This window comes from Paraclostridium sp. (assembly GCF_051657365.1).
Classification (GTDB): domain Bacteria; phylum Bacillota; class Clostridia; order Peptostreptococcales; family Peptostreptococcaceae; genus Paraclostridium.
In genome coordinates this window covers 1-11,751 of record NZ_JBOFKN010000186.1, presented here as the reverse complement: position 1 = coordinate 11,751, position 11,751 = coordinate 1, and the positions used below count along the sequence as shown (strand labels likewise).

At 24.6% G+C, this 11,751-nt stretch carries 14 protein-coding genes; all 14 read left to right on the top strand.

The annotated features are described in order from the left end of the window. Positions 1-107: 107 nt before the first annotated feature. Positions 108-449 carry a VRR-NUC domain-containing protein gene (locus ACRCYC_RS14845; protein WP_438532279.1) on the top strand — a complete coding sequence of 114 codons (342 nt, stop codon included), beginning with the start codon at positions 108-110 and terminating at the stop codon, positions 447-449. Positions 450-460: 11 nt separating this feature from the next. Next, on the top strand, positions 461-739 hold the full coding sequence (locus ACRCYC_RS14840; protein ID WP_438532278.1) for a hypothetical protein: 279 nt from the start codon (positions 461-463) through the stop codon (positions 737-739). Positions 740-938: 199 nt separating this feature from the next. Then, entirely contained in the window at positions 939-1,523 is a 585-nt protein-coding gene (locus ACRCYC_RS14835) for a hypothetical protein (RefSeq protein ID WP_438532277.1), read from the top strand. After that, a complete protein-coding gene (locus ACRCYC_RS14830; RefSeq protein ID WP_438532276.1) occupies positions 1,523-2,548 on the top strand; it encodes a DGQHR domain-containing protein in 1,026 nt (341 codons plus the stop codon). Before ACRCYC_RS14835 ends, ACRCYC_RS14830 begins: the two co-directional genes overlap by 1 nt. Before the next feature lie 67 nt (positions 2,549-2,615). Next, a complete protein-coding gene (locus tag ACRCYC_RS14825; RefSeq protein WP_438532275.1) occupies positions 2,616-3,245 on the top strand; it encodes a ParB/Srx family N-terminal domain-containing protein in 630 nt (209 codons plus the stop codon). 1 nt (position 3,246) lies between these two features. Continuing rightward, a complete protein-coding gene (locus ACRCYC_RS14820) occupies positions 3,247-4,620 on the top strand; it encodes a ParB N-terminal domain-containing protein (RefSeq protein ID WP_438532274.1) in 1,374 nt (457 codons plus the stop codon). Between the two features lie 57 nt (positions 4,621-4,677). Then, positions 4,678-5,862: an MBL fold metallo-hydrolase gene (locus tag ACRCYC_RS14815; protein ID WP_438532273.1), complete on the top strand. Its 1,185-nt coding sequence runs from the start codon at positions 4,678-4,680 to the stop codon at positions 5,860-5,862. Positions 5,863-5,873: 11 nt separating this feature from the next. Next, positions 5,874-8,630 carry a trypsin-like peptidase domain-containing protein gene (locus tag ACRCYC_RS14810; protein ID WP_438532272.1) on the top strand — a complete coding sequence of 919 codons (2,757 nt, stop codon included), beginning with the start codon at positions 5,874-5,876 and terminating at the stop codon, positions 8,628-8,630. Next, positions 8,611-9,012: a hypothetical protein gene (locus tag ACRCYC_RS14805; RefSeq protein ID WP_438532271.1), complete on the top strand. Its 402-nt coding sequence runs from the start codon at positions 8,611-8,613 to the stop codon at positions 9,010-9,012. Before ACRCYC_RS14810 ends, ACRCYC_RS14805 begins: the two co-directional genes overlap by 20 nt. A 9-nt stretch (positions 9,013-9,021) precedes the next feature. After that, complete coding sequence (locus ACRCYC_RS14800; protein WP_438532270.1) at positions 9,022-9,405, top strand: hypothetical protein; 384 nt, start codon at positions 9,022-9,024, stop codon at positions 9,403-9,405. After that, positions 9,399-10,427 (top strand): radical SAM protein, encoded by a 1,029-nt coding sequence (locus ACRCYC_RS14795; RefSeq protein ID WP_438532269.1) that lies wholly within the window; start codon positions 9,399-9,401, stop codon positions 10,425-10,427. The genes ACRCYC_RS14800 and ACRCYC_RS14795 overlap by 7 nt, the downstream gene beginning before the upstream one ends. 15 nt (positions 10,428-10,442) lie before the next feature. Beyond that, positions 10,443-11,180, top strand: coding sequence for a hypothetical protein (locus tag ACRCYC_RS14790; RefSeq protein WP_438532268.1), 738 nt, complete (start codon positions 10,443-10,445; stop codon positions 11,178-11,180). A gap of 74 nt (positions 11,181-11,254) precedes the next feature. Continuing rightward, positions 11,255-11,485, top strand: a complete 231-nt coding sequence (locus tag ACRCYC_RS14785) for a hypothetical protein (RefSeq protein WP_438532267.1) — start codon at positions 11,255-11,257, stop codon at positions 11,483-11,485. Positions 11,486-11,567: 82 nt separating this feature from the next. Then, positions 11,568-11,751: DUF1804 family protein (locus ACRCYC_RS14780; protein ID WP_438532266.1), on the top strand; the 184-nt coding region annotated here is incomplete at its 3' end.

Below are 11,751 nucleotides of genomic sequence, written 5' to 3'. Positions count from 1 at the left end.
CTTCTAAGAAGCTTTTTCCCCACTAAATCCCAGACATATGAAAAAGTAAGATAATATTTAATTACTACATAAAATTAGAAAAATCAAATTTATTTAGGAGAGATAACATGAAAGAAACAGATATTCAAGCAGCAATAATAACTTATTTAGGTATATTAGAGAACCAAGGTAAAATTTGGTTTAGTCGATTAAATAACATTCCACCAGTTAATAAAGGAGCTGATGGAAAAATAGTTTTTAGAAAACTTCCGAGAGGGTGTAAGAAAGGTATTCCAGATATTTTGATTATATCTAAGGGAAGAACTATTGCTATGGAAGTTAAAACACCTATAGGAAGGCAAAGTAAAGAACAAAAATTAGTAGAAGAGAGTTTTAAAAAACAAGGCCAAGAATACCATGTAGTTAGATCGTTAGAAGAGGCTATAAAGATAGTAGGTTATGCAGTGTAGTGGGAGGGGAAATGAAACCAATAGAAGAATATACCATAAAAGATAGTGTTACTTATAAAAAAGAGAAATCTATAAAAATGGCTTTATTAGAGGATTTGAGAACTGTTTTAGCTACTGAGTTGGAATTGGAAATATGGAGACGAAAGAAAAGGTTTAATCATAGTCATGAAAAAATTGCAGAGGACTTAGGAATAACTGAAGATTTTGCTAGAAAAACTGTAAGTAGATTAAATAGAAAATTAAAAAAATATTTAATAAAATTAAAAATGAGAGGAAGTAATTTTTTTTAAAAATTTTACAAAATAAAATAACTTGTAATAATACTAAATATTATATAAAATATTTAATATTATTTTATAGAAGAAATATTTTAAAAAGGAGCTTCTAAGAATGAAAATATTATTAGAAATTTTCTTAAATATAGTTATATATATATCAATTATTATTTTATATTTGATATATATAAAAATTTTAAATATAGGGGGAAATATGTTAAAAAAAATATTAATAGTAGGAGAATATATCGAGTCATCAATAAAAGAATATATTTTTGTGCCATTAAGTATATGGAAAAGGGAAAAAATGAAAGTGCTATTATGGGGAGTTTTTACCGTGGGAGTTAGTATGTCTGGGATAATATTTGATAATTTTTTTAAAGTTAGAAAAGGTGGAGTAGCAGATTGGTTACCAAAAGGAGATTTCTATATAATAAGCTTATCATTATTAGCTTGCTCATTGAATACAATATTAGTAGAGGAAGTAGAATGGGCAAGAGATAAAAATGTAGAAATAAAGCATAAAAATATAAAAATTGTAGTTCAGATTTTAATTATGCTTTTAATACTGTTAAATATTATGCTTTATGCTACAGCAAAAGAAAAAGATTATATTCAAATTATTATATTCATTTTAGTTTTATTGATATGTTTTTATGTTTTTTGCGTTGATTTAATAAAAAGATATGAAGAGTATAATGATTTAGGAGAATATGTAAAAAAAGAAGATGAAAGTGTAAAAAAATTAAAAGAAAAAGCTGATGATTTATCTATGACTAGTGAAGGAGTGAGATTATAATGAAATTATTGAAAGTAACACAGCCAATAGGTGAATTTTATATGAGTGTTATACCTGCAAATATTCTAATCAATAAAACAACAATAAACAGAAGAAATGAAGAAGGTGGAATTCAAAGAGAGCTTAGTTTAGGAAGAATGAAAGAGATATGTAATTATATTAGGGAGAAAGATGCGACTTTTCCAACTTCAATCATTATAGCTGCTACTTCAGAAGTAAAAAAAGAATTGATAGAAAATGAAGGGATTTTTTCATTAGATATAGAGAGAATAGATTGCATTGGAGAAATTATTGATGGTCAACACAGAGTTCAAGCTTTTAGAGAGGTAAAAGATTCAACTATTGATAAATTTGAATTACCAGTTGTATTAATGTTTGATTTAGAAGAAGAAGGAAAAGCTTATGTTTTTTCAACAATAAATAGTAAACAAGCAAAAATAAATCCTTCCTTAATATTTGATTTATTTTCATTATCTTCTAACAGAAGCCCACAAAAAACTTGTCATGAAATAGCGAGATTAGCAAATAAAGATAAATATTCTCCATTTTTTGAAAGACTAAAGATGCTTGGAAAGAAGGAAAAGGGGACTGAAACGCTCTCACAAGGGACTTTTGTAAAACAATTATTAACGTTACTATCTAGAAATCCAGATGAAGATTTAAGTAAATCGAAAAAAAATGAAAAGTTATCGAAAGATGAAAAGCTTCCATTTAGAAGCTTGTTTATAGATGAAAAAGATGAAGTGATTTATAAGATATTAATGAATATGTTTAAAGCCATTAAAATTCTTTTTCCAGAAGAATGGGCTAATGGTATATGGACAAAAACTGTTGGATATGGCGCTTTAATAAAATCTTTGAAGGAAATTTATTTTATAGGTTTAGAAGAGAAGGATTTATCAGAAGATTTTTTTAGAAAAGGATTTATGGGTTTAAGTATAGATGTAGACTATACGTCTGGCGAAAAAGCTGAAATGGAATTAAAAAACAAAATTGTAAAACAATTTAAAAAAAATTATGAATAAAAGTGGACAGATTTATGTCCACTTTTTTCTTTTGTTTATAGTAGATAAAAATAAATGGGAGGAAATTATGGTAAAATTTATAATTGATTCACAAAGAGAAGTAGTAATAATGGATATTGAGAAACTAATTGATAATCCAAATAATGTTAAAATTCATACTCAGGAACAGATAGAGTTAATAAAGAAGAGTATAGATAAATTAGGTTTTAACAGTATTATAGTTATTGATGAAGAGAATATGATACTAGCAGGTCATGGAAGAGTATTAGCATTAAAAGAAACAGGAGAAAAGACAGTTCCATGTTTAAAGATTAGTAATCTAAGTGAAGAAAAAAAGTTACAAATAATGATGATGGATAATACTTCAGTTTTAATGACTGGTATAGATGAAGAAATGGCAAAGTTAGTTATTGAAAAATTAGAACTAGCAGAAGCAGATTTAGAATTAACAGGATTATCTTTAGAGGAAATAAGCGAGTTAAAGATAGAGAATTTAGATATTCCAGAAGTTTTAGCAATAGACAAACAACAGAATGAGATATCAAGAGAAACTTCTTTAAAACTAACATTTGGAACTAGGAAGGTTATTATAACTGATGAAGAGTTAGAAAGGTTAGAAGCTAAGTATAAAGAGTATATAAACGAAATGGGAGTTGACTTTGGTTTTGTATCATATATTTTAGGAGTTGATGCATAAAATGGAATTTATAAGGGAAATAGAGATAGATAAATTGAAACCTGCTGATTATAACCCTAGAAAGATTAATGAAAAAGCCTTTAAATTACTTCAGGAAAGTTTAAAGATGTTTGGAGTATTAAAACCAGTTATTGTAAATGGAAGTAAGAATATACTAACAGCAGGACACCAAAGAACTAAAGCTATGAAAGCTATTGGTTTAAAAACTTGTCCTGCTATAAGAATAAAAGATGTATCTCTCCAGGATGAAATTAGATTCAACTTATTTCATAATAGTATCGAAACAAATAAAACTAATGTAACTATAAAAGATCCACAAAATATTGAGTTAGAAAATTTTACTTTTATTGATTGTATGCATGTAAACTTTAAAGAAAATAAAAATGCTGCAGTTGTAAAAGAGATTTCTAGGCTTATTTCAAAGTATGGAGAATGGGGAAGTGTAGTTATTGATGAAGAAGGAAGTATAATACAAAATTCTGACTATGCTATTGCCTGTAAATTGTTAAATAAACGAGTATTAGTGTATAAACTGTCAAATGATAAAGTAAAAGCTTTTTTAAGGTATATGAGCGTGGATTATGGGGAATATAATTATGAAGCTCTAGGAATAAAAACTTATAATCAACATAATTGTCAAATGAATAGATTAAGAGGTGGGATAAAAGATAATAAATCATCTTTGTATGAAGGTTATGTTTTAAAGAATATTTCTAAAGATGAAAGAGGGGTAGATTTTGGAGCAGGACAGTGTGATTATGTATCTAAGTTATCAAAGTTAGGTTATAAACTACTTCCATATGAGCCACACTTTAAATTTAAAGGCCAAGAAGCTATAGATATTAGAGAAGTAGTAAAGATGATATTAAAGCTTGAAATGGATATCAAGCAGAATGGATTATATGACTATGTAGTACTGGATAGTGTTATAAATTCAATAACATCTAATAATTTTGAAAAATATGTATTAACTACTTGTAATGCTTTATTAAAAGAGAATGGAAGTTTATACATAGGAACTAGAAATAAGGGGCAGATTGATTCAACTCTAAATAGTAGTAGATGTATTGAGAAAGTTAGGAGTTTAGAGTTTTTAGATAAAGATAATTTCTCAGCTACCTTTAGAAATGGAGTTTGGACACTTCAAAAGTTTCACACAAAAGAATCCTTGAAAGAGATTTGCTTAAAATACTTTAATAATGTTGAAACTATGGGAAGTGGAAGTCAAATATATGCTATTTGTAGAAATCCAAAGAGATTAGCTGAAGATGATTATGTAGAAGCTTTAAATATTGAGTTTAATATGGAATATCCAAATGGTTATAAACACAATAAACATGTGAAATTAATAAGTGAAATTTTGAAGAGCAAGTGATTTGCTCTTTTTTTTTATAAAGAGTATAATAAATATAAAAAAGGGGGGGCAGATAAAATGATAGAAATAAAAAGTTTTAATGCAAAAAATGGTGATTCTTTTTATTTATATTTTCCTGAGGAAAAATTTAATATTTTAATAGATGGTGGATATAGTAGTACATATAAAGATGAAATAAAATTAGAATTAGAAAAAATTAAAGCTAGAGGAGAAGAATTAGATTTATTAATTGTAACACATATAGATAATGATCATATAAGTGGGATTATTAAATTGATAGAAGAAAATGGATCTAATGAAGAAAGTAAGATAATAAAAATAAAGGAAGTTTGGTTTAATTCATATTTCAATTCGCCTACTGAAAAAATAAATATTAATTTAGATGCAAGTATGCAATTAAAATTAAAACAAGAGATAAAAACTATTGATAATCATGAATATTTTGGAGAAATAGGAATAAATGAAATGAAAAAATTAAGCGATTTATTATTAGAAGGGAAGTACAAAATAAATGAATCGTTTGATTATTTTTCAATAAATACAGCAGGAAAAACAATAATAAGTAAAGGACCAATTCTTTTTAGAATATTGTCTCCAGAAATGAGTTCACTGATTAAATTAGATGAAGAATTTAATAAAAAAATAGATTTTTTATCAAAACAAGAAATGAATATTTATAATAATGATTTGAATAAATACTTTGAAAAATTTGTAAGTAATATAGAAAATGAAGAGCAGACTACAGAAGTGATAGAGATAAATTCTCATAGAAATATAATTGAGTTATCAGAAGTAAAGGATGTAGAAAGTAATACTATAAGCAATGAGACATCAATAGCTTTTCTGATTGAATATAATAATAAAAAAATATTATTTCTAGGTGATGCTTCACTAAGTGTTTATAATAGAGAATTATGTAAAATATATTCAAATCTAAATGAGATTATATTTGATTTTATAAAGTTATCTCATCATGGAAGTAAAAATAATATTTCAACAGATTTTATTAATAGGATAAATTGTTTAAATTACTTTATATCTACAGATGGAAGCGGTAACCACGAGCATCCAAATAAGGAAACAATTGCAAAGTTAATAGTGAATTCTAATAATAAAATTAAAATATTATTAAATACAAGAAATAAATCACATGATCGATGGATTGATAAGTTAAAAGATAATATTGAGTTAAGAAAAAAATATAATTATGAGATAGAGATACGTAACTACATTAAAATATAGGGAGTATAAAAATGGAGAATTTAAAAAATATAGTTGGGGAAATTAATGAAACTGGAAGTTGTTTTTTAGTGAATGAAAATTATATATTAACTGCAAGACATTGTGTTGAAAAAAATGAAATAGGTGAAGAATTAGAGATAAATTTTAAGTTTTTAAAAATTCAGACAAAAGCCATATTAATTGAAAAATTAGATAGACCTTTGGATTTAGCGATATTAAAATTAAAAGTTCCATTAAAATTAGGAGTAAATTATTTATTATGTGATGATATAGTTTTTAGAGGAGATACTTTTAGCACGTTCGGTTACCCAGAAGAAGCCGGAGATATAGGAAAAGTTATTGTAGGAAAAATAAATGATCAAGAATTAAAATTGGATAGCTGTAGTCGTCCCGAAGATGAGATAGATCTGAAATTATATTCAGACGATGTAAATAGACTTTTTAGAGGGTATATTAGTGGTCTTTCAGGTTCCCCTGTTATAGTAAATAATCAAATAATTGGTATAGTAAAAGTTTATTTAGGCGATGGATTAGGGGTTCAACAAATAAAAAATTTCACAAAAGTTTTGATAAAATATGGAATTGAAATTGAACATAAATCATTATTTCGAAGTTGGTTATTAAATAAAGCATCAGAAAATATAGAAATGAATATGAGAAGTAAAAAATATTTGAGAGATGTTCACATAGAAATAAACGAAATAAAAGACCAGATAAGATATTTTAGTGATCCAATATTATTTTTTAAACAACTTTTAGAAAAAATAGAAAACTTAGATTTTTCATTTATAAACTCAAGATTAGAAAAATTGAATCTTCCAATTATAAAGTTAGATGATTTTTGTGACTTAAAAAATACTGTATCACTTGATAATATATTTGAGTACTCTAATCTAGTTTATAAGAAAATAGTGGAAACTTTAGAATATTCTGAAATGTTTAAAAAAAAAGAAGAAATAATAGAAAAGTATAAAAATATGAATATTGAAAATTATAAAAGTTTAAAGTATAGATTATTTGGAAGGGCTTTGATATCTTCATATAAATTAAGAGAAATTTTAAATTTATTAAAAATATTGAGATGTAGAAATTTTTTTATATTGGATACTGCTGGAAAAGGAAAAACTACACTTTTATGTGATTTTGTAGATAGAACTATGATAAGGAAAAATCAGGCTTCAATATTTTTATCAGCATATAAAATTTTAGATGGAAACATACTAAATACTCTTAAAAATGAATTTTTAGAACCTTTTAATATAAATTTTGATGAATTTTTTAGGAGATTAGATTTAATTGGAAAAAAAGAAAAAAGAAATGTTTTGTTTATAATTGATGGTTTAAATGAGAATAATAAAATAAGAGAATTTTCAATAAATTTAGAGGTTTTTATTGGAGTAATGAAAAAATATAAGAATATAAAAATTTTAATAACATGTAGAAAGGAATATTTTGAAGAACGTTTTGAAGAGTTACTAAAATTTAAAAACGATGAAAATACGTATTATTTAAATAGTGTTTTTTTATTAAATGATTTTGAATTAAGAAAAAAAGGACTTAAAAAATATTTTGAATATTTTAATATTTGTGTTGATATCAATAGAATAGGAAGTGAAGTTGAAGAAAAATTATTGGAAAGTCCATTATTATTAAGATTTTTTTGTGAGGCATATAGAGGAAAAACATATGTTTCCCTTGATTCATTATATAAGTATGACTTGTTTCAAAATTATACTAAAGAAAAAATAAAAAATATAGATCAAGAAGATGCAAAAAAATTAATTCAAATTTTTGATGAAATTATAAAGTATATGTTAGATAATAATAGCTATGTACAGATTCCAATGGAAATTATAAATGAAAAAAATCTATTGAAAAAAATAGTGCACGAAGATGTTATTTTTAAAGAGGATTTAGTTTCATATTCCATGAGAATGGGAGAAGTAAAAAATGAAGTTATAAGCTTTACATTTGATGAATACAGAGACTTTATGTTAGCAACGTATTTAATAGAAAATTATTCAACAATACAAATATTAAAAAAAATGGAAGAAATAAAAGAATTTTCAATAAGAGAAGGAGTAGGTAGATATATTTATCATTATGCCAAAAAAACAAATCATGAAATATTATATGCTTTAGAAGAAGAGGAGTGGGCAAAAGAAGCATTTATAGATTATATATTTTTTCTTTCTGATGTTGATGTTACAACAGAAGATCTAAAATTATTGGAACAAGTATTTAATTTTAAGGGGGAATACGCTAGAGAAATCTTTTCAAATTGTTTGAAAAGATACAGTGAAGATTACATTAATTTAAATATTTATACAGCTTTTTCATTTGTAAAGAGAATGGAGTCAGAAGAATATAAAAAAGCATTCAATGAAAGCTTAGGTTTAGACAGGTATAGTTATTATTATTATAAAGAACATAAAGAGCATTTAGAAGAAACTATAGAAAAAATAATGAATAACAAAAATTGGAAAGTAGATATGAAATTACATTTTTTGATTATGTTATATTCGATTAATAGGCGGAACTCTTTGAGTAGTAAAATAATTTTGAATATTAAGAAATTAACTGAAAATATAGATTGTAATATTAAAGAGATATTTATAGAAGTTTTAAAAGATTGCAAAAATATTATTTTAATAGAAGGAATAAATGCAATAAAAAGAGAATTTGAAAAAAAGAGAATCAATATGCTAAATTTGGATGAGATAGAAATAATAATAATAGGAGAAGACAATGATATATATATTGGGTAATCCGACATATGGTGGGAGTATTTATTATACGATAGAAGAAATTCCTAAGAAAGAAGAATTTTTAAGATATTTTGATGTAATTGAAAATAGTTATTTTGGAGAAATTATAGAAAGATTATATAATTTTATATTTCTAGGAACAAAAGATTTAAATTTTGAATTTAAAGAGTATTATTGTCAAGAATATAATGATTTTAAAGAATATCTAGAAAAATATCATTATTTAGATGAGATTATTATAGAAAAATTATTAAAAGATAATAATAAGAAAATTTATTGTACCGAATTAGAAATTAAGGAAGACTATGGAATTTCAAGATTTTTAGATGATGAAATTTCACCAATAGAAATTTTTAAAAAGATAACTAATTATTTTGAATAGGAGACAAGAATGAAGATAAAGAAAGATTTTATAACAAATAGTTCATCGACTTCTTTTATATTAGCTTTTAAAGGTAAATTTTCAAAAGAAAAATTAGCAATAGCTTTTGGATTAGAAAAAGGATCTATATTAAAGGATATTTTTTTAGATTTTTTATATTGTTTAAATTTTACTGAAATGACTGAAGAAGAAATTGAGAGTTTGGATGAAGAAGATGGAGATTTTACTAAAAAAGAAATAAAAGAAATAAAAGAGATGATAAAAGATGGAAAAAAAATATATAGAGGATATTTAAGTAGTGATGGAGAGTTTTTAGAAAGTTTTTTTTGTGAGGAGATTTTTTTTATAAAAAATGATGAAATATATTTTAACGGGAAGGCGAATGCATGGTAATAGTTAAAAGATTTGAAGAGGAAAATTATTCAGTATTATTTAATAATAAAACAGGTATACTATTGAGAATAGAAAAAAAAGGGTTTAAAGAACCTAAATATTCAAAGCATGGACCTGAACTTTTAGATGTTTCGATAACTAATTGGTGTGATAAGGGATGTAGTTATTGCTATAGGAATTCAAATATTCATGGAGTTCATATGTCTTTAGAAGAATATAAATTAATTCTAAAGCAAGCTCAAGAATGTGATGTTTTTCAAATAGCATTAGGGGGAGGAAATCCCAATCAGCATCCTCAATTTTGTGAAATATTAAAAACTACTAGAGAGTATGGAATAGTACCATCATACACCACTAATGGTAGAGGATTAACAAAAAAAATATTAGAATCAACAAAAAAATATTGTGGAGCAGTTGCAGTTAGCTATAGTAATGATAATTATTTTTATGAAAGTATTAATATTTTGCTGAGTGAAAAAATTAAAACAAATATTCATTTTATTTTATCAGCAAATACTATTGATATAGCAATTAAATGGTTGAAAGAGAAGCCAAAGTTTTTAGAAAATATAAATGCAATAGTTTTTTTAAATTATAAACCAGTGGGTAATTTGAAATTTTATGAAAAATTATTAAATAAAACCAATCAGTTGGAAGAATTTTTTACATTAATATCAAAAGATGATTTTAATTTTAAGGTTGGTTTTGACAGTTGTACGATATCTTATATAGTAAATTTTTTAAAAGAAATTTCTCCAAGTTCGATAGAAAGATGCGAAGCAGCTAGATTTTCAGCATTTATAGATGAAAAATTAAATTTTTATCCATGTTCTTTTATGGTTGAGCAAAAAAATGGGATAAATATAAAAGATAACTCAATCTTAGAAATTTGGAATAATTCAAAATTATTTAAGGATTTTAGAAAAGATACTACAAAAAAAGAATGTATTAATTGCATAAATATGGAGTTATGTGGTGGTGGATGTCAACTTTTTTCAGAGATAAATATGAAATGTAAATAAAAAGGATGGTTAATATTGAAAAATGAATCTTTAAAAAAATTACAAAGAAAAATAAAAAATAATAGAAAAATAACTAAAAAAAAATTGGATAATTTAAGTGATAGTTTTTGTATATTATGTGGGTCTGAAGATGATTTAACAAAAGAACATGTTATTCCAAGGTGGGGATTCGAAGGGAATCCGACTAAATCTTTTATAACACCAATAAATGGATCGTCACAGAGCTATAATAAAACAGTTGTTCCTTGTTGCAAAGAGTGTAATTCTAATTTATTGGGAAATTTTGAAAAAGATTTAAAAGAAAAAATGTTAAGAGAAGATAAAGAGTTTAGCAATTCTGAATTAAGAGAAATAATATTTTGGTTGGAATATATAGATTATAAATTCCAAATATTAGATTTAAGAAGAACTTGGAATAAAGATTATAAAAATAATAATCAAATTAGAGCATTAAGGGCAATACCATTATCAATGCTTCATAGTAATTTACCAGAAAATCCAGAAGATGTATTTTTATTGTTAAAAAAAAGTTTAGAAAAATTATATCGTAAGAAATCGGATTTAAATTTAAATTCACTGTTAATATTTAAAACTAAAAACGAAAGTTTTCGTTTCATTCATTCTTTTGAAAATTTTATTTTTATAGAGCTTCCAATATGTAAAATAGCATTTTTTTATTTTATAAAAGAAAGATTTGAAACAAATAAATTGGCTTATGAAAAAGCTACAAAGATTCTAAATGAAAATTATTAACTTTAATGGAAAAGTGGACTAAAAAAAGTCCACTTTTTTTATTAATAAGTAAGAGATAAAATTTGGGAGGAATAATGGAAGAAAGATTAACTGAGAATTTTATAGATGATTTAAGGAAAATATTAGCAACAGAAATAGAGTATAAAGTATGGATTAGAAAGAAGGTACAAAAGAAATCTCATAAAGAAATCTCCAAAGAATTGGAAATAACATTAGATTATTCAAAGCATTGTATTTCAAGGCTTAATAATAAGTTAAGAAAGAAATTAGTTATATTAAAAATGAGGGGTAGTTATTTTTTATAGAAATATTTTTAGAAAAGTGGACAGAAAAATGTCCATTTTTTTTATTACTTAATAGATAGAAAAAATATAAGGTGATTTAGATATGGCAAGAAGTAGAGAGCCTACCAAAGAGAATGCAAAAAAACTTTATGAGGAAGGTTTTGGGAGTCTATCTCAAATAGCAAAGGAATTAAAATTATCTCTTAATACGATAAAAACTTGGAAAGTAAGAGATAAAAAAGAGGGCAAAGACTGGTTGCAAAAAAGTGCAACCGAAAATGAAACCG

What these genes read in the sequence shown, in the direction of transcription:
- ACRCYC_RS14845 (WP_438532279.1), top strand. Translation starts at nt 108, where the DNA reads ATGAAAGAAACAGATATTCAAGCAGCAATAATAACTTATTTAGGTATA.
- ACRCYC_RS14840 (WP_438532278.1), top strand. Translation starts at nt 461, where the DNA reads ATGAAACCAATAGAAGAATATACCATAAAAGATAGTGTTACTTATAAA.
- ACRCYC_RS14835 (WP_438532277.1), top strand. Translation starts at nt 939, where the DNA reads ATGTTAAAAAAAATATTAATAGTAGGAGAATATATCGAGTCATCAATA.
- ACRCYC_RS14830 (WP_438532276.1), top strand. Translation starts at nt 1,523, where the DNA reads ATGAAATTATTGAAAGTAACACAGCCAATAGGTGAATTTTATATGAGT.
- ACRCYC_RS14825 (WP_438532275.1), top strand. Translation starts at nt 2,616, where the DNA reads ATGGTAAAATTTATAATTGATTCACAAAGAGAAGTAGTAATAATGGAT.
- ACRCYC_RS14820 (WP_438532274.1), top strand. Translation starts at nt 3,247, where the DNA reads ATGGAATTTATAAGGGAAATAGAGATAGATAAATTGAAACCTGCTGAT.
- ACRCYC_RS14815 (WP_438532273.1), top strand. Translation starts at nt 4,678, where the DNA reads ATGATAGAAATAAAAAGTTTTAATGCAAAAAATGGTGATTCTTTTTAT.
- ACRCYC_RS14810 (WP_438532272.1), top strand. Translation starts at nt 5,874, where the DNA reads ATGGAGAATTTAAAAAATATAGTTGGGGAAATTAATGAAACTGGAAGT.
- ACRCYC_RS14805 (WP_438532271.1), top strand. Translation starts at nt 8,611, where the DNA reads ATGATATATATATTGGGTAATCCGACATATGGTGGGAGTATTTATTAT.
- ACRCYC_RS14800 (WP_438532270.1), top strand. Translation starts at nt 9,022, where the DNA reads ATGAAGATAAAGAAAGATTTTATAACAAATAGTTCATCGACTTCTTTT.
- ACRCYC_RS14795 (WP_438532269.1), top strand. Translation starts at nt 9,399, where the DNA reads ATGGTAATAGTTAAAAGATTTGAAGAGGAAAATTATTCAGTATTATTT.
- ACRCYC_RS14785 (WP_438532267.1), top strand. Translation starts at nt 11,255, where the DNA reads ATGGAAGAAAGATTAACTGAGAATTTTATAGATGATTTAAGGAAAATA.